The 17,619-nt window shown below is 66.7% G+C and carries 11 protein-coding genes and 3 pseudogenes; 8 read left to right on the plus strand and 6 right to left on the minus strand.

Translation table 11 applies throughout. The features are described from left to right. The 8 genes and pseudogenes from ACFTZB_RS28430 to ACFTZB_RS28465 form a co-directional block, all read left to right on the plus strand. Window positions 1-341 (plus strand): annotated as a pseudogene (locus ACFTZB_RS28430) (cupin); the annotation flags it as partial. A gap of 6 nt (window positions 342-347) precedes the next feature. Continuing rightward, window positions 348-1,175 (plus strand): fumarylacetoacetate hydrolase family protein, encoded by an 828-nt coding sequence (locus ACFTZB_RS28435; protein ID WP_378436374.1) that lies wholly within the window; start codon window positions 348-350, stop codon window positions 1,173-1,175. Between the two features lie 5 nt (window positions 1,176-1,180). Then, window positions 1,181-1,894: a maleylpyruvate isomerase family mycothiol-dependent enzyme gene (locus ACFTZB_RS28440; protein WP_378436376.1), complete on the plus strand. Its 714-nt coding sequence runs from the start codon at window positions 1,181-1,183 to the stop codon at window positions 1,892-1,894. Between the two features lie 50 nt (window positions 1,895-1,944). Further along, window positions 1,945-3,045: an IS630 family transposase gene (locus ACFTZB_RS28445; RefSeq protein WP_378436378.1), complete on the plus strand. Its 1,101-nt coding sequence runs from the start codon at window positions 1,945-1,947 to the stop codon at window positions 3,043-3,045. Continuing rightward, a pseudogene (locus ACFTZB_RS28450) lies at window positions 3,036-3,425 on the plus strand (zinc-binding dehydrogenase); the annotation flags it as partial. The gene ACFTZB_RS28445 and the pseudogene ACFTZB_RS28450, both read left to right, overlap by 10 nt. A 298-nt stretch (window positions 3,426-3,723) precedes the next feature. Continuing rightward, a pseudogene (locus ACFTZB_RS28455) lies at window positions 3,724-4,176 on the plus strand (DUF4395 domain-containing protein); the annotation flags it as partial. An 87-nt stretch (window positions 4,177-4,263) separates the two neighbouring features. Then, the gene (locus ACFTZB_RS28460) at window positions 4,264-5,097 is read left to right on the plus strand and encodes a sulfurtransferase (RefSeq protein ID WP_378436392.1); all 834 of its coding nucleotides are present in this window, start codon (window positions 4,264-4,266) and stop codon (window positions 5,095-5,097) included. Window positions 5,098-5,117: 20 nt separating this feature from the next. Next, window positions 5,118-5,423, plus strand: a complete 306-nt coding sequence (locus tag ACFTZB_RS28465; protein ID WP_378436380.1) for a DUF1416 domain-containing protein — start codon at window positions 5,118-5,120, stop codon at window positions 5,421-5,423. 44 nt (window positions 5,424-5,467) lie between these two features. Here ACFTZB_RS28465 and ACFTZB_RS28470 read toward each other — a convergent pair whose 3' ends face one another. The 6 genes from ACFTZB_RS28470 to ACFTZB_RS28495 all read right to left on the minus strand — a co-directional run bounded on the left by ACFTZB_RS28470 (window position 5,468) and on the right by ACFTZB_RS28495 (window position 17,179). Continuing rightward, a complete protein-coding gene (locus ACFTZB_RS28470) occupies window positions 5,468-8,746 on the minus strand; it encodes a protein kinase (protein WP_378436381.1) in 3,279 nt (1,092 codons plus the stop codon). Between the two features lie 445 nt (window positions 8,747-9,191). After that, on the minus strand, window positions 9,192-11,858 hold the full coding sequence (gene acnA / locus ACFTZB_RS28475; protein ID WP_378436382.1) for an aconitate hydratase AcnA: 2,667 nt from the start codon (window positions 11,856-11,858) through the stop codon (window positions 9,192-9,194). Window positions 11,859-12,133: 275 nt separating this feature from the next. Next, window positions 12,134-13,033 carry a GntR family transcriptional regulator gene (locus tag ACFTZB_RS28480; RefSeq protein ID WP_378436384.1) on the minus strand — a complete coding sequence of 300 codons (900 nt, stop codon included), beginning with the start codon at window positions 13,031-13,033 and terminating at the stop codon, window positions 12,134-12,136. 20 nt (window positions 13,034-13,053) lie between these two features. Then, the gene (locus ACFTZB_RS28485; protein ID WP_378436386.1) at window positions 13,054-14,193 is read right to left on the minus strand and encodes an ABC transporter ATP-binding protein; all 1,140 of its coding nucleotides are present in this window, start codon (window positions 14,191-14,193) and stop codon (window positions 13,054-13,056) included. Then, window positions 14,186-15,958 carry an ABC transporter permease gene (locus ACFTZB_RS28490; RefSeq protein ID WP_378436388.1) on the minus strand — a complete coding sequence of 591 codons (1,773 nt, stop codon included), beginning with the start codon at window positions 15,956-15,958 and terminating at the stop codon, window positions 14,186-14,188. The genes ACFTZB_RS28485 and ACFTZB_RS28490 overlap by 8 nt, the downstream gene beginning before the upstream one ends. A gap of 27 nt (window positions 15,959-15,985) precedes the next feature. Beyond that, window positions 15,986-17,179, minus strand: a complete 1,194-nt coding sequence (locus ACFTZB_RS28495) for an ABC transporter substrate-binding protein (protein ID WP_378436390.1) — start codon at window positions 17,177-17,179, stop codon at window positions 15,986-15,988. Window positions 17,180-17,619: the final 440 nt, after the last annotated feature.

Consider the following 17,619-nt stretch of genomic DNA (forward strand, 5'->3'; position numbering starts at 1 on the left):
CCACCGAACCCGGTCATGCCGCGGTCCGCTACACCAATCCGACCACCGGTGGGGACGTGATGCCCACGATCCGCGCCGAGTTCCACCGGTTGCGGGCCGGTGCCCGCACCAGGCCGCGCCGGGACGTCGGCTCGACGGTCTACCAGGTGTTCGAGGGGTCGGGCCGGTTCGTCCTCGGCGGGCAGGCGCGCACCGTCGGCACGGGCGACATGGTCGTGGTCCCGTCCTGGACGGAGTGGTCGATCGAGGCCGACTCCGAGTTCGACCTGTTCGCGTTCTCCGATGCCCCGATCGTCGAGCGCCTGCACTTTCATCGCACGTACATTTCCGAAGGAGCCTGAAATCTCATGAAGCTTGCCACCCTGCGCCGCGCCGGCGGCACCGTCGCGGTCCGTGTCGATTCCGACACCACCGCCACCGTCATCGACGGCTACCCGGATCTGTCCGTGCTGTTGACCGACCCGGACTGGAAGTCGATCGCGGAGAACGCGTCCGGTGACACCGTGAGCCTCGACGGCGCGGATTACGCGCCGGTGGTGCCGAATCCGGGGAAGATCATCTGTGTCGGGTTGAACTACGCCAACCACATCAAGGAGATGGGCCGGGAGCTGCCCGAGTTCCCGACCCTGTTCGCGAAGTTCCGGGAGGCGCTGACCGGGCCGTACGACGACGTGATCGTCCCCGCCTACGCCGCCGCCCAGCTGGACTGGGAGGGGGAATTGGCGTTCGTCGTCGGCAGGCAGGCGTACCAGGTATCCGAGGTCGAGGCGGAGTCCTACATCGCCGGGTACTCGGTGATGAACGATTACACGATGCGCGACTACCAGTACCGGACGCTGCAGTGGGATCAGGGCAAGACGTTCGAGAAGACCAGCGGTTTCGGGCCGTTCCTGACGACCACCGACTCCTACACGTTCGGCGGCGCCCTCGTCACGACGCTCGACGGGCAGGTGGTGCAGACCACCACCACCGACGATCTGGTGTTCACCCCGGCGAAGCTGGTGGAGTACATCTCCCACATCGTGACGCTGCAGCCCGGTGACGTTGTGATCACCGGCACCCCGGGCGGGGTCGGGCACGCCCGCAAGCCCGGTCTCTACATCCAGGACGGGCAGACGGTCGAGGTCACCATCGACGGGCTCGGTTCGGTGCGTAACAAGACGATCGTCAAGTAGGGGCCGTGAGTTTCCACGATCTCGCCCTGAACCAGCGGTTGCTGATCGCCCGCCGCGGCACGGCGTATTTCGCGCAGCGTCTCGCCGAGCTGACCGACGAGCAACTGCACGAGCCGACGGCGCTGTCCGGGTGGTCGCGCGCGCACCTGGTGGCGCACGTCGGCTACAACGCGGCCGCGTTGTGCCGGCTGCTGGACTGGGCGGCCACCGGGATCGAGACCCCGATGTATGCCTCGGCCGAGCAGCGGGGGCGGGAGATCGCCGAGGGCGCCACCCTGTCCGCGGCGGCGTTGCGGAACCTGTTCGACCACACCGTCGCCCGGCTCGACGAGAAGTGGCGGAACCTGCCGGCCGCGGCGTGGGAGGCGCAGGTGCGCACCGCGCAGGGCCGTACCGTGCCGGTGTCGGAGACGGCGTGGATGCGTACCCGGGAGGTGTGGATCCATGCCGTGGACCTGGGGAACGGTGGCCGGTTCGGCGACTTCCCCGACGTCGTGCTGGAGTCGCTGCTCACCGACATCGTCGGCATGTGGCGTCGCAAGGACCTCGGCGCGGGCCTCGTGCTCACGGTCGACGGCTGTGAACCGGTTGCGGTGCAGCCGGATTCGCCAGCCACCGACAAGGTGTCCGGGCCCCTCGCCGCAGTGGTGCGGTGGGCCGCCGGCCGTGGCGCGGTCGGGCTCGGCCCGGACATCCCCGAGCCGCCGCACTGGTTGTGAGCGCTAGTGGTCCGTCTGTGAATTAGTGGAGCGTTTTGTATAGTCGATGCATGGTTGCAGCGGCGTTGTCGGTCAGTGACGAGCAGCGGGCGGAGTTGAGGCGGATGGCGGCCTCGACGACACTGCCGCACCGGAAGGTGGTCCAGGCGCGGGCCTTGCTGTGGGCAGGCGACGGAGTGGCCAATGCCGAGATAGCCAGACGTTGCCAGGTGACTCCGGAAGCGGTGCGGCGCTGGCGATCTCGCTTCGCTGAAGAGGGAACTTCCGGGGTCGGGACGGTCGCGAAGGGGCGCGGCCGCAAACCGAGTTTGCCGGCGGGCACAGTCGAAGAGGTGCTGCGATTGACCCATCAGGAGCGCCCGGCGGACGGCTCGACACACTGGAGCACCCGGACGATGGCCGCCCGCGTCGGGATCGGTAAGGACTCTGTTGCCAAGATCTGGGCTGATCACAATCTCAAGCCCTGGCGGGTCGCGACGTTCAAGATCAGCAACGATCCACGTTTCGAGGAGAAACTCGTCGATGTCGTTGGGTTGTACCTGAACCCGCCCGCGCGGGCGGTGGTGTTCTCGTTCGACGAGAAGACCCAATGCCAGGCGTTGGACCGCACCCAGCCGTCGCTGCCGATGAAGCCAGGACGCGCCGGGACGATGACGCACGACTACAAGCGCAACGGCACCATAGATCTGTTTGCGGCGATGAACGTCGGCACCGGGGAGGTCCTCACGGACCTGCGCAAGGGCCACACCGGCGCCGACGTGCTGCGGTTCTTCAAGCAGATCGACGCCAGCGTCCCGCGCTCGCTCGACGTTCACGTCGTGCTCGACAACCTGTCCGCGCACTCGACCCCGGAAATCAAAGCGTGGTTGGCGCACAAGAACCGTCGCCGGTGGCACCTGCACTACACCCCAACGTCGAGTTCCTGGCTGAACCTGATCGAACGCTGGTTCAAAGAACTGACCGAAAAGCGGCTGCGCCGCGGCGTCTTCACCAGCGTCACCGACCTTGCCGACGCAATCACCACGTGGGCACAACACTGGAACGAGGAACCCAAACCCTTCGTGTGGAAAGCGACCGCGGAAGACATCATCGCCAAAGTCCAACGCGGCCGCACCGCCCTCCACAAGATCAAATCGCAGACAGACCACTAGGAGCAACTCCCGTCGTCTACGGAGACGGCCTCGAGCAGCGGGTGCGGGAGGTCGCACCCCAAGGCATCGACGCAGCCCTCGACACTCCCGGAACCGACGAGGCCGTCGACGTGTCGCTCGCTCTGGTCAAGGACAAGACCCGGATCGTGACCATCGCCGCGTTCGGTCGGGCGCAGGACGACGGCTTCGCGTCGGTCGGCGGCGGCAACCCGGCCAGCGCCGAGGCCCGGCTGAAGGCTCGCGCATCACTGGTCGAGCAAGCCGGCGCCGGACACCTGACTGTCACGATCGCGAAGACGTTTCCTCTGATCGATGCCGCGCGGGCCCACACCGAGCTCGCGAAATCTCACCCCGCGGGGAAGTTCATCCTGATCCCATAAGACGCGGGATCGCACCCCTGTGCCGGAGACTCGACTTGTCCATCACCGGTGCTGGGTGTGACGCGTAGAATTTGGCGGGTGCAGACCTGCCGCGAGCTGCTGCTCACCCGTCGCCGCACAGTCGACCTGTGCCGCGTCGGTGGTTGCTGTTGCCTTTGGCGTCGCTGACCGCGTTTCTGCGTCATTCTTCGATTCGCCCTGCGGCCACGCGCCGACTTCGCTGCCTTTTCGGTGATCGACTCGATCGCGTTCCATCGCATTCCCTCGGCCATCCGACACATTCTGTGGAGCACAGTCAATGTCCACCACACCAGCAACAACACCCACCACCACCCCGACCGCGGCCCTCGACCAGGTCGACGTCCGCGGTCCCCGGTTTGCCGCCTGGATCACTACGGCGGTGCTCGTCGCCGTCCTGATCGCAGCATCCTTTTCGGCCGTCGTTGCCGGTGCGATCCTGGCGGTTCAGACCGTCGTGTTCGGCGTCGCCGCCGTCGTCGGACCGCGGCGCAGCCCCTACGGCCGGATCTTCGGAAAGCTGGTCGCCCCACACATCAGCCCGCCGAGCGAGCGGGAACCCACCGCACCGCTGCGCTTCGCCCAACTGGTCGGCTTCATCTTCGCGGCGGCAGGCCTGGTCGGATTCGCGTTTAGCGCACCCGTCGTCGGTGCCGTCTTCACCGGCTTCGCACTGTTCGCGGCGTTCCTCAACGCGGCCTTCGGCATCTGCCTCGGCTGCCAGATCTATCCGTTGGTCGCCCGATTCCGACCGTCCGCCTCCGCCGACCACCCGACCCTCAACGGAAAACCCCGGCAAGTTCTCAGTGAAGGAAAGAACATGGCTCGCTCCGACGTCCTGGTCTCCACCGACTGGGCTCAGCAGAATCTGCACACGCCCAACATCGTGTTCGTCGAAGTCGACGAAGACACGTCCGCCTACGACGGCGGCCACATCGAGGGCGCCGTCAAGCTCGACTGGAAGAAGGACTTGCAGGACAAGGTCCGCCGTGACTTCCTCGACCGCGAGCAGTTCTCCGATCTGCTGTCGGCACGCGGCGTCGCCAACGACGACGAGGTCGTCCTCTACGGAGGCAACAACAACTGGTTCGCGGCCTACGCCTACTGGTACTTCAAGCTCTACGGCCACGACAACGTCAAGCTGCTCGACGGCGGCCGCAAGAAGTGGGAACTCGAGCAACGCCCCCTCTCCACGGACACCGTCAGCCGCCCGTCCACCACCTACCGGGCGTCCGAGCCGGACCTGTCGATCCGCGCGTTCCGCGACGAGGCCGTCGACGCGATCGGGGTGCTGAACCTCGTCGACGTCCGATCGCCCGACGAGTTCACGGGCAAGATCCTCGCGCCGGCGCACCTGCCGCAGGAGCAGAGTCAGCGTCCCGGCCACATCCCGGGCGCACTCAACGTGCCGTGGAGCAAGGCAGCGAACGAGGACGGCACGTTCAAGTCCGACGAGGAACTCACCGCGATCTACGGCGAAGCCGGTCTCGACGGCTCCCGGGACACCATCGCCTACTGCCGGATCGGCGAGCGCTCCAGCCACACCTGGTTCGTCCTCAAGGAGTTGCTCGGCCACAAGAATGTCAAGAACTACGACGGCAGCTGGACCGAATACGGCTCGCTCGTCGGCGTGCCGATCGAGCTGGGCAAGTAACGGACCGCGGGAACAAGCACATGAGCACAGCACCAACGCAAACCCACACCATCCCCGCCGGCGTCGACCTCGGTAAGGACACGGCCATCACCGGCAAGGTCGTCACGGGCGACGGAGAACCTGTGGGTGGCGCCTTCGTCCGGCTCCTCGACGGCGCCGGCACGTTCACCGCCGAGATCGTCGCCTCCGGCAGCGGGGACTTCCGCTTCTTCGTCGCACCGGGCGACTGGACCGTGCGGGCCCTGTCGCCGGTCGGCAACGGCACGGCATCGGTGAAGCCCACGACCAGCGGCATCCACACCGTGGACATCACGCTCACCGCATAGCATTTCGCCGCCGAACACTCCGACAAGCCTCCGGCAACGGCAGCTCAGGAACCCTCACCCTGCGATTCCACGACCCACGCCGCGATCTGCGCGCGTGAGTTGAACCCGAGTTTCGTCAGGAGGTGCTCCACGTGCCCCTGCGCGGTGCGGGGCGAAATGACGAGCCGGGCGGCGATCTCCTTGTTGGTGAGTCCCTCGGCGATGAGGGCGGCAACTTCACGCTCCCGCTTCGTCGGTTTCGGAGACGGACCGGCGGAGGTCGACGAGGGTAAGACCTGCTCGCCCAGTGCGTAGGCGACGGCTGCGTCGAACCCGAGCGCCTCTCCCTTTCGGTGGGCGGCGGCGAACGCCGGCTCGGTCATCGCGCCCCGGGTCAGACGTTCGCACTCGTCCTGGTACACGCTCAATCCGGGCACCAGCACCGCCGAACTGCCCACCGACCGGGCGAGCGCCTCGGCGGCTCCCATCAACACGACGGCCCGCTCCATGCTCTGTTCCTCGGCGGCGATCCACGCGAGTGCCTGCAGGCACACACTGGAATTGAGCCGGTCGTTCACCCGGCGGTCCACCTGGAGCGCGTGGCCGAGGAGCCGCACCGCCCGGGCTCTCTCCCCCTTCTGCCACACGGCGACGGCCAGCGCCCACAGCGAATACGACCGGTACACCGATTCGCCCTGTGCCTCGGTGATCGCGAGGATGCGCTCGTGGCATTCGACGGCGCGTTCCGTGTCGTTCAACAGGTCGTACATCATGCCGAGACCCACGACCGCCGCCACCTCGAAGACGTCGTTGCGTGCCGTGAACACGTGGACGGCCCTCTCGAGATGTGCGCGCCCCTCGGGAAGGCGGCCAGCGAACAAGGCTGCGTATCCGATTGCGTGGTCGAGGTGCGCACGCACCTCCGGGTCGGGCGTCCGGGCGGCGAGCGCCTGCGCTTCCTCCGCAAACGTGTCCGACACCGAAATGTCACCCTGCACTCCGGCCAGCACGGCGGCGCCGTACAGGGCCTTGGCGCGATCGATCGTGGGCTCGGACGGCTGCCGGGCGAGGAAACGACCGAGCCACCGGCGCCCCTCGACGAACAGCCCCCGAGCCAGCCAGTACGGGTACAACGCGGCCGCGATCCGAACTCCGGTGTCCGGGCGGTCGGCCAGGCAGAAGTCCAGCGCTTCACGGATATTCGGCAGTTCCCGTGACAGTTTGGCGATCAACGGAAGTTGCCGGGAACTGATCCATTCGGATTCCGCTTCGACCGCGAGGCGCTCACACCAGTCCCGGTGCCGACGACGCAGTTCGGTGTACACCCCACTCTCCTGCGCCTTCTCCCGCCCGTAGGCCCGCACGGTCTCGAGCATCCGGAACCGCACCGCGGCGCCCGACTCCTCTCTCGTCAGGATCGACTTGTCGACGAGGAACGTCACCGTGTCGAGGAGGTCGTCCACGTCGTCGTCGTCGCAGACCTGTTCCGCCGCCTCGAGTTCGAACGTGCCCGCGAACACGGACAGCTGCGCCCACATCCGTTGTTCCACAGGCGTGCACAGGTCGTAGCTCCAGTCGATGCACATCCGCAGCGTCTGCTGTCGCGACGGCGCGTCCCGGCTGCCGCGGGTCAGCAGCAGGTACCGATCGGTCAGGCGCTGCAGAATCTGGTCGGGTGTCATCGCACGCAGGCGCGCCGCCGCCAATTCGATCGGCAACGGCAACCCGTCCAGCCGCTGACAGATGCGGGCGATGGTGACCTTGTTGTCCTCGGTGAGCTCGAACCCGGGGACGGCGGCGACACCGCGTTCGACGAACAGGGTGACCGCGTCGTTGCGGGGCAGCCCTTTCGGGAGATGGTCGGGGTCCGGGACGGGCAGTGGAGGGATCAGCAGCGCCGTTTCCCCGCCGATCCCGAGCGGTTCGCGACTCGTCGCGAGGATCCGCAGTTGCGGGCATGCGCGCAGCAGGATCTCGGCGAGCTTCGCGGCCGCGGCCACCACCTGCTCGCAGTTGTCCAGCACGAGCAGCAGATCGCGCGGGGCGAGGAACTCGACGAGCATCTCGTGGGGGTGCCGCGTCGACTGACCCCGCAACCCCAGGGCAGCGACCACCACCCCGGCCAACAGCGAATCATCCAGCAGTTCACCCAGTTCCACCAATGTCACGCCGTCCGCGAAGTTCCGTTGCGCCTTGGTGGCAGCACGGATGGCGAGCCGGGTCTTCCCCACCCCGCCGATCCCGGTCAACGTCACCAGCCGCGACGTCGACAGCAAGTTCGTCGCCTCCGCCAGTTCCGTGCGGCGGTCGACGAAGCTGGTCAGCTCCAGCGGAAGTCCACCCGTCCGGCCCGAGTCCGCCGACGTTCCGGCAGGCCGGCTCCACGCACCATCTCCCCCGGAACCGGCGCCCGCGCGTGACGCACTGCTCTGCGCCGCAACGGTTCCCGCATACATCGCCATCTCGTCGACCGGGAAGCCGTGACGCAGTTGCGCGTCGCGGAGTTCCCGGCCCAGTTCCACGGCGGACGGGCGGGCCCCCGGTTCGGACGACATGGCGCGTTCGATGACCGCGCTGACGTCCTCGGACACGCCGTGCTCACGCGGGTTCGGGACCGGCTCGGACGCGATCCGCAGGAACTGCGCCACGAGCTGTTCACCGCTGCGGCGTTCGAACGCCGCGTGGCCGGTGATCGCCGCGAACAAGGCGGCGCCGAGCCCGTACACGTCGGCGGCAGGACTGGGAGCGTCGCCCGCCACGACCTCGGGGGCGGTGAACGCCGGAGATCCCGTCACGATGCCGGCGCTGGTCTCGAACCCGCCCGCGATGTGGGCGATGCCGAAGTCGGTGAGTGCGGGCTCGCCGTAATCGGTGATCAGGATGTTCGCCGGTTTGACGTCGCGATGGAGGATCCCGAGCCGGTGGGCGGTCTCCAGGGCGCCTGCCATCTTCACCCCGAGACGCAATGCCTCGTCCAGAGGAAGCGGTCCGTGGCGGCGGATCCGTTCGTCGAGCGAGCCCTGCGCCTGGTACGGCATCACGATGTAGGGCCTGCCGTTCTCGGTGACGCCGGCGTGCAGAACGTTGACGATATTGGGGTGGCCGGTCAGCCGGCCCGCTGCACGCTGCTCCCGCAGGAATCGGGCCCGATTCTCCTCGTCGAGGTCGGCGGTGAGGACCTTCACCGCCACGGTGCGGTCGAGCGCGATCTGGGTACAGCGGTACACCACCCCGAATCCGCCGCGGCCGATCTCCTCAGCGTCCTCGAATCCGGCCGCCGCCAACTCCGCCGTGACCGAACCGGACACGTCGCGTTGGGTGGCGAACGGATCGACATCAGTCATCGACTACATCGATTCGTCCCATTCGAAACACGGTCGACGCATGCCACACTGCCCACCTCTCGACGATGTATCCCAGGATATCGCCGACCGTCCCCTCCGATGGCCGACTTGCGTTCGACCCGACTGTGGACGGGGACGCGATGCAATAACCGGCCGGTCGGTTCGATCGGGCCGGCCTCCGGGTTTCTGCTACAACTGGACACTCGCCCAGTCGTTTTCGAGGATCGGCCCGGACGAATCGTTGCTCGCGCGGTGAATAGTCCCGCACAGATCGGGTACCCGGCACCTACGCTGTTCCGCGGGCCCGGCGGCCCCACGGACCAGCGAGGCCCCCTGACCGGTCACCCCTCGGCTGGAGGGCCACAGCCGTCCGCGGCCGGGGAGCCCCCCCTCTTCCCCGCCTGCGGGCGGCCCCATGCCGTCACAAGGCCTGCCGGCCGTGCGGTCAGGAACGGCGACCCGCTCCGGAATGGGCCAGCGCCTTGCGCACCACGTAGGGCAGTGTCCCGTTGTGCCGCAGATAGGCGATTTCGTTCCGGGTATCCAGCCGCAGTCGCACCGGAACGGACTTCTCGGTGCCGTCGGCGTGCGTGATACGGAGGGTGAGCCGGTTCATTCCGACCTCGAGTCGGTCGAGTCCGTCGAAGCTCAGCGTTTCGGTGCCGTCGAGTGGGTGGTCGGTGACGGTGTCGCCGTCGCCGAATTGGACGGGGAGGATGCCCATGCCGATCAGGTTGCTGCGGTGGATGCGTTCGAAGCTTTCCGCGACGACCGCTCGAACTCCGAGCAGCGCTTGGGACTTCGCGGCCCAGTCGCGGCTGGATCCGGCACCGTAGTTCTTGCCGGCGAGGATGACGAGCGGGATGCCCGCCTCCCGGTAGGACGGGGCGGCATCGAATACGGGGACGACCCGGCTGCGGTCGGCGGTGTACGCCCGTCCGCCGGGGCCGCCCTCGTCGGGTGGGAGAAGGCGGTTGCGGACGGCCGGATTGGTGAAGGCGCCGCGGATCATCACTTCGTGGTTGCTGCGCCGCGTCGAGTACTGGTTGAAGTCGCGGGGCCGTACACCGAATCCGCGCAGGTATTCCGCTGCCGCACTGTCCGGTTGGATCGCCCCGGCCGGGGAGATGTGGTCGGTGGTGACGTTGTCGCCGAGCACGAGCAGCGCCCGCGCACCCGTGATCGTCACGGTCGGTGACGGTTCGGCGTCCAGACCGGTGAGGTAGGTGGGCCGTCGAATGTAGGTGGATCGGTCGTCCCAGTCGAAGCGAATCTCGCCCTGACCGTGGAGTTCCCGCCACTCGGGGGTGCCGGTCCGGATGGCGGCCGTGTTCTTCCGGAACATGTCGGGCCGCACGGAGGCGGCAACGATGTCGGCGACCTCGGTGTCGGAGGGCCACAGATCTCGCAGGTACACCGCGGTCCCGTTCGCGCGGTGGCCGAGGGGGTCGGTGTCGAAGTCGTGGAGGATGTTGCCTGCCAGGGCATACGCGACGACGAGCGGCGGCGACGCCAGGTAGCCGAGGCCGAGCCGTGGGTTCACGCGGCCGGGGAAGTTCCGGTTCCCCGACAGCACCGCCGTCGGCACGACGCCGTCGTCGACGAGTTCTTCCATCCGGGGGTGCAGGGGGCCGGAGTTGCCGATGCACGTCATGCAGCCGAACCCGACGGTGTAGAAGCCGAGCTGTTCGAACGACGCGAGAAGGCCTGCCTCGGCGAGGTATTCGGTGACCACCTTGGATCCCGGAGACAGCGACGTCTTGACCCACGGCTTACTGGTCAGCCCCGCGGCGGCGGCGCGCTGCGCGAGCAGTCCGGCCTGGACCATCAGGGTGGGGTTGGCGGTGTTCGTGCAGCTGGTGATGGCCGCGATGGCGATGGGACCGTGCGGGACCTTCTGCCCGAAGACGGGGTCGACGCCGCCGTCGGTGGACGGGGCCGGTGCGGCGGCGAGGAACGAAGCGGGCACGTTGCCCAGTGCGACGCGTTCGTGCGGCATGCGGGGGCCGGCGAGGCTGGGTTCGACGTCTGCGAGGTCGAGTTCGAGGTTCTCGTCGTACGTGGGCGCCGGACTGTCCGGGTGGCACATCATCCGCTGGGCGTCGAGGTACGTGCGGACGATCCGGCAGTGCTCGGGGCTGCGGCCACTGAGTTCGAGGAACCGCAGGGTCTGCTCGTCGGTGGGGAACAGCGCGCACGTCGCCCCGTATTCGGGTGCCATGTTCGACACGGCGGCGCGATCGGCCCAGCCGAGGTCGAGTGCACCGTCGCCGTGGAATTCGACGAACTTGTCGATGACGCCGTGCGCGCGGAGCAGTTCGGTGAGGGTCAGGGCGAGGTCGGTGCCCGTGACGCCGCTCCGCAACCGGCCGGTCAGCTTCACCCCGACGACGGTCGGGTACTGGATGGTGACCGGCTCCCCGAGCATCGCCGCCTGTCCCTGCAGTCCGCCGACGCCCCAGCCGACGATGCCGATGGAGTTGATCATCGGGGTGTGGCTGTCGGTGGCGACCAGGACGTCGGGATGCAGCGTGGGCGGTTCGGTGGATCGGTCCACCCAGACGGCGGTGGCGAGTGATTCCATGTTGACCTGGTGGATGATGCCGGTTCCGGGCGGGATGACGCCGAAGTTCGACACGCTCCGTTCCGCCCACTTGATGAACCGGTACCGCTCGCTGTTGCGGCGGAAGTCGATGTTCAGGTTGGCCGCGAGAGCGTCGGGGCTTCCGTACTCCTCCGCGATCACCGAGTGGTCGACGGTGAGGTCGACCGGGATCGACGGCTGCAGCGCTCCGGGATCGCCGCCGAGTTCGGCAACGCTGTCGCGCATCGCGGCGAAGTCGGCGAGAGCGGGCAGGCACGTGGTGTCGTGCAGCATGACGCGGTTCGGGTGGAACGGCAGCTCGCATTCGGTGGTCTCGCCGCGAAAACGTGCCAGGACCGTATCCAGGGATGCCGGCGCCCGTCGGGCGACGTTCTCGATCAGGATCCGCACCGCGTACGGCGCCGCGGCGATCTCGTCCGGCGTGAGGATCGAGTCCAGTGGAAGGTACCGGTAGCGGTCCTGCTCGATCGCAATCTCGTTCGACTCGGAAGTCTGCAGCGTGGTCATGAATTCCTGCCCGTCACTGAGCTGTGTGCTGAAATTGGTCTGTTGTTGCCGATTGATACAAAATGAGAATCCCCCGTGCCGAGTCGATCGCGAACCGACTCCCCATTCACATTGGGCTGGAGTCAGTTACGACCGGAACTGACAGAGCCGGCGCTGGAGACGCCTGGCCTACCACTCACATACTGTACTAATTGACGTAAGAATACAAGTGTGGAAAATCGCGTGCACCAGCCCGGATACCCGGAGTCGGGAACCGTGGCCGACGCGGTCGGCGGTCAGCGTTTGATGCCGGTCTTCTTCTCGCGCACGGCGTCGAGATGGTTGCGGAGAAACTGGGCGGCTTCCTCGTTGTTGCCGGCTTCGAGGAGGTCGAGTAGGTGCAGGTGTTCGGTGGCCTGGGTGACCAGGCGGGCGCGGTCGGCCTGGTGGTTGTACTCGATGAGCCGGCGCAACCGGTTGACGCGACGGACGGCGTCGGACAAGTACGCGTTGTGGGCGCAGTCGACGATCATCTCGTGGAATTCGGACCCGTAGCGGAACAGTTCGGTGCGGGAGAGGAACACGATGTTGCCGTGCAGCATCGATTCCTGTTGTTTGCGGTGCAGGGCGAATGCGTCGGGGTCGATCGTGTAACCGGGTTCGAGGAGGGCGGCGGGTTCGACGATGAGACGGAATCGGTAGGACTGATCGTGCGCTTCGGTGGTGGTGAGTGTTCGGGAGAATTCCCACCCGCGGCCCGGGCGGCGGCGGATCAGATCTTCCGATTCCATCCGGGTGAGCACGAGGTTCGCCTGCCGGGTGGTCAGCCCGTAGCGCCTGGCGAGGTCGGTGGTGGTGAACTCGCCGGTGAACCGTCCACCGAGGTGGTCGTCGACGATCCGGAAGTACAGTTGCTCCTCGTCGCCGCTGTCGGTGGAGAACGCGACCTTGGCCAGATCGGCGGCCGACATCTTCAGGTGGAACCCACGGCGCGGGAGTTGTTCGACCAGTCCGATGTCGGCCAGGTGGGAGAGGGCTTTGCGGGCCGGGGTGCGCGAGACCCGCAACGAGTCCGCGACCCATTGCTCGGACAGGTGCGCACCCTCGTCGAGTTTCTCCTCGCGGATCAGCTCGATCACCCGCATGGCCAGGGACGTCGGTGAAACCCGAGTCGACAGCAATCCCACCGACGTCATCGTCGTTCTTCCTCTCGTCCTCAGTGCACGGTCATCAATTGTCTGGCCTCATCGGAGACCGGTGCGGCCTCAGGGTAGATCAGGCATCCGTCCTCGGGTAGGGCAAGCGTGACCTTTCCGGCGAAGCGGCCGTGGTGGTGCTGCGCCTGCACGACGACGTCACCGACCTGCACCTGGTATTCGAACCGGGATCCGACGTAGGCGGTCTCGAGCACCGTTCCGGACAGGGCACTGCCCGGGGGCACGTTCGCGGCGGCATCCGCGAGGACGAGGCGTTCCGGGCGAATGGCGACGGTGACCTTCTGCCCGGGATCGAACTGCCCGGTCACGCCCTGGAACGCGGTGTTGACGAGCAGCGACTGATCCGAGCAGGTCAGGTTCAGGACCACCTCGTCGCCGTGGACACCGGTGACGACACCGCCCAAGAAGTTGCAGCGTCCGATGAAGTTGGCGACCTCGGCGACGGCGGGCTTTTCGTAGATCTCGGTGGGGGTGCCGACCTGGAGCATGTTGCCCTTCGACATGACCGCGATCCGGTCGCTGAGCGAGAGCGCCTCGTCCTGGTCGTGGGTGACGTAGATGGTGGTGATACCGACCTCGGACTGCAGCCGCTTGAGCCAGGAGCGGGCCTGCTCGCGCAGTTTCGCGTCGAGGTTGGACAGCGGCTCGTCGAGCAGCAGCACCTTCGGCGCGTAGACCAGGGCCCGGGCGAGGGCGACGCGCTGCTGCTGCCCACCCGACATCTGATGGGGATACCGGTCCTTCAGGTGAAGGAGGCCGACCTTGTCGAGGGCGTCGGCGATCAGTTCGGCGCGGCGCGGCTTGGGGACCTTGCGGAGTTTCAGCGGCAACGCGAGGTTGTCGCCGATCGTCATGTGCGGCCAGAGGGCGTAGGACTGGAACACCATCCCCAGGTCGCGGCCCTCGGGGGCGACGAACACGTTGGCGTTCGAGTCCAGGAAGACGATGTCTGCGACGCTGATGAACCCCTCGTCCGGGCGTTCGAGGCCGGCGACGCAGTTCAGGGTGGTCGACTTGCCGCAGCCGCTGGGGCCGAGGAGGGTGAAGAACTCCCCGTCCGCGATGGTGAAGCTGACATCGTTGAGGACCCGGTTTCCCGCAAAGTCCTTGATCAGGTTCTTGACGACGACCTCAGGCATTTTCCTTGTGTCCCTTCAGGAGGCGGTTGGCGATCAGCACGAACACCGCGGTCAGTGCGATCTGGACGGTCGCCAGGGCGGCGACGGATCCGGTGTTGCCCTGCGTCCAGAGTTCGAGGGCGGTGGTGCCGATGACGTTGGTGCGGGCCGACGACAAGAAGATGGCGGGGGAATATTCCTTGATCATGGTGACGAACACCAGGACCATGGCGCCGGCGAAGGCGGGCGCGATGAGTTTGGCGAGGATGCGGGTGAACGTGCGGAACCAGTCGGCTCCGCTGACCCGGGCGGCGTTGTCGAGTTCGGCGCCGAGTTGCATGATCACCGGGGCGAGGTTGCCGTAGGCGGAGGGCAGGGCGCGCAGGCCGAACGCGATGACGAGGATCCACAAGGTTCCCGAAAGCAGTACGCCGATGAAGCTGGGTGCGTAGGCGACCGCCCAGAAGAAGCCGATACCGATGATCAGACCCGGCATGGCCTGCGGCGCGAGCGCCAGGTACTCGACGACCTTGTTGAACCGGAAGGTGGATCGGCGCGAGACCAGCACGGCGAGGGTGGCGAGGAAGCTGATCACCACGGCGCCGACGACGGCGATGACGATGCTGTTGACGATCGACTGCCGGTAGGCCTCGTATTCGAAGATCCGCTGGTAGTTGTCGAACGTCAGGGTCGAGAACGGTGAGCGCAGCGGGGTGAGCACGAGGGTGAAGGACCGGAAGATGAGTCCGAAGATCGGAATGATCGCACCGAAGATCAGGTAGATGGCGATGAAGAACAGGCCGACCCACTTCATCGGACCAAGTTCGAGCAGCCGCGGGCGGGTGGCCTTGCCGCGGACGGACACGAATCGCTGCGAGTTCTTCAGGAGCTTGGCCTGCGACCAGACGAGCACCATGGTGACCAGCAGGATCAGCGCCGACGCGGCACCGAGGATGCCGTAGTCGGGGTCGATGGACTGTAGGCCGTTGGTGTACAGGAATGTCGAGAACACCTGGATGTCGACGGGTGCACCGTAGAGCAGTGGGACGCTGAGGGTTTCGATGGACATGCTCATGATCAGCACCGAGCTGTAGACGACCGGCGGCCGCAGCATCGGGACGACCACACTGAAGAGGATGCGCAGGGGTCCGGCGCCACACACCTGGGCGGCGCTTTCGAGTGAGGCGTCGCTGCGGCGCAGGACGTTGACGCAGAAGATGTAGGCGATCGGTGCCAGAGCGACTGCTTCGGTGAGCGCCATGCCGGTGATGGAGTACAGGTTCCAGGGCACGAACCCCAGCAGTTGCCGCACCTGCACGCTGAAGAATCCGGCGGGACCGTACATGGTGATCCAGCCGAAGCCGAGCAGCAGCGACGAGATGAAGAACGGCCACTGCATGCCGCCGCCGATCAGCCGCCCGAACGGCAGCTTGGTGCGGACGGTGAGGATCGCCATCGGGACGGCGAACAGCTGGGCGAGGACGGTGGTCAGGATCGCGAACATCGCGGTGTTCCACACCACGGTGCCGAAGCCGGCGTCGGTGAAGAGGCTGATGTAGTTGTCGAGGGTGAAGACTCCGCCGGCCTCGTACAGTGGCCGGTCGACGACCGACTGGTAGAGAATCGGGACGACCGGGGCGAGGACGAGGACGGCGAGAACGCCCAGGGTCAGGTACTGGATCAGGTTGTCGCGCCGGACGCCGAGGAACTGGCGGTAGCGTGGGGGCTCGAATTCACCGGGTTTCGCGGGCCGAACTTCGGTCGCGGACCGGGTGGATGTGGTCATGGTCATGATGCTCCGTTCACCTCCTCGTCAGCCGAGCAGGGATGTCCAGCGGGCGACGAACTCGTCGGACTGGTCTTCGGGGGTTTTGACGTACGGGATCTGGATGACGTTCTCGGCGCCGACCTCGTCGAGGACGTCGTCGTAGGTGGGGACGTGGGACTCGGGGGATTCCTGCACGCCGGGCCGATACGCGGTGAGGCCGCCTTCGGCCACCTTGTTCTGGCCCTCCTCGGAGAGCACGTAGTCGAGGAAGAGTTTGGCGGTGGCCGAGTGCGGTGCGCTGCTGGGGATTCCGATGCCGCGGCGCAGCATGGGCTGTCCGTCGTCGATGAAGCCGGCCTCGAGCAGCCCGCCGGTGCGCTCTTCCGCGGTGAGCGCCGGGGCGCCCATGAAGAACGCGACGGCGTACTCCCCGGAGGTGACTTTCTCGAGCATCGATCCGGTGGACGTCTCGGGGCGGGCCTGCGGCAGGATCGTCGCCATGTCGTCCCATGCGGTCGGCGAGTGCTCCATGAACGCCGAGGTGACGGTGTAGCCGAAGGCGCCCTTGACATCTCGGAACGCAATCTTGCCGTCGAACGTTTCCGGGTCGTTCTCGACGGCCTCGGCGAGGTCGTGGATGCCGGTGGGCTGTTCGTCCTCGGGTACCAGCTCGGTGTTGTAGGCGACGGTGATGGGATCGACGGACAGGACGTGAATGTTGGGGATGGGCTGGGCGAAGTCCGGCAGTGCCGCGAGTTCGGGCGAGGTGTAGTCGAGCATGGTGCCCGGGCGTTCCGCGAAGTCACCCCAGGCCTCGGCGGCGTTGGAGACCACGATGTCGGCCTGCGCGGATCCGGTGGCCTGCTCGCTCAGGGTGCGCTGGAACACCTCGTCGCTGTCGAGGTTGGTCGCATTGACCGAGCCCACCCAGGGGTACCTGGCCTTGAATGCCTCGAAGATGGGCACCCAGTTCTCCTGATCGGTGTTGGAGTAGATCGTCAGCTCACCGCCCTCGGACTTCGACTGGTCGACGATCTGCTGATAGTCCGCAGGGTAGGACGTCGGCAGTTCGACTGTCATGGCGGCGATTTCGCTGTCGGACGGCCCACCGCACGCGGTCGAGGTTACGGTGAGAGCGACGGCCACCGACACGGCGAACAGTGACGACCGGGTAACTCGGTGCGAGGTCGTGTCTCTGCCCTTTCCGGTGCGGGTGGCTCGGGGTGATGGGCTGTCCATCAGGCCTCCTGGGCTGGGTGACGCGGGTAACGGTCAAGGTGATGTGTGACACAGAGCATGCGTCGCCCGGGTGCGTCCAGTCAAGGGGTGCAGGCAAGAAATTGCATCAAAACTTTTCATAGAACAATCTCGGTCGCTCCGGCACTCCGAGCGCGGAGGCCTCACGACCCGCGATCCCTACCGGCCAAAATGCAGGATCTGGCACCACACTCTTCCCATTTCGGTGAGACCTGTGCCACAATCAGAATTGTATTAGCCGGAGAGATAGAACAATTATTGCTGTGAGCCTCTCCATCGGCACCGCGACTCTCAGAACACGTACTTCGGAAGGAACACCTATGACTGCCACCCACAACCTGCGCCTGGGACTGCTCGAGGGCGACGGCATCGGACCGGAGATCGTGCCGGCGGCGGTCGAGGTCGTCGACGCCGCCCTCGAC

The sequence above is a fragment of the Rhodococcus sp. NPDC057014 genome (assembly GCF_042673295.1).
Classification (GTDB): Bacteria; Actinomycetota; Actinomycetes; order Mycobacteriales; family Mycobacteriaceae; genus Rhodococcus_F.

Excerpts from the sequence above, each read along its gene's own strand:
- ACFTZB_RS28435 (WP_378436374.1), top strand. The coding sequence starts at position 348 with ATGAAGCTTGCCACCCTGCGCCGCGCCGGCGGCACCGTCGCGGTCCGT.
- ACFTZB_RS28445 (WP_378436378.1), top strand. The coding sequence starts at position 1,945 with ATGGTTGCAGCGGCGTTGTCGGTCAGTGACGAGCAGCGGGCGGAGTTG.
- ACFTZB_RS28460 (WP_378436392.1), top strand. The coding sequence starts at position 4,264 with ATGGCTCGCTCCGACGTCCTGGTCTCCACCGACTGGGCTCAGCAGAAT.
- ACFTZB_RS28465 (WP_378436380.1), top strand. The coding sequence starts at position 5,118 with ATGAGCACAGCACCAACGCAAACCCACACCATCCCCGCCGGCGTCGAC.
- ACFTZB_RS28470 (WP_378436381.1), bottom strand. The coding sequence starts at position 8,746 with ATGACTGATGTCGATCCGTTCGCCACCCAACGCGACGTGTCCGGTTCG.
- acnA (WP_378436382.1), bottom strand. The coding sequence starts at position 11,858 with ATGACCACGCTGCAGACTTCCGAGTCGAACGAGATTGCGATCGAGCAG.
- ACFTZB_RS28480 (WP_378436384.1), bottom strand. The coding sequence starts at position 13,033 with ATGACGTCGGTGGGATTGCTGTCGACTCGGGTTTCACCGACGTCCCTG.
- ACFTZB_RS28485 (WP_378436386.1), bottom strand. The coding sequence starts at position 14,193 with ATGCCTGAGGTCGTCGTCAAGAACCTGATCAAGGACTTTGCGGGAAAC.
- ACFTZB_RS28490 (WP_378436388.1), bottom strand. The coding sequence starts at position 15,958 with ATGACCACATCCACCCGGTCCGCGACCGAAGTTCGGCCCGCGAAACCC.
- ACFTZB_RS28495 (WP_378436390.1), bottom strand. The coding sequence starts at position 17,179 with ATGGACAGCCCATCACCCCGAGCCACCCGCACCGGAAAGGGCAGAGAC.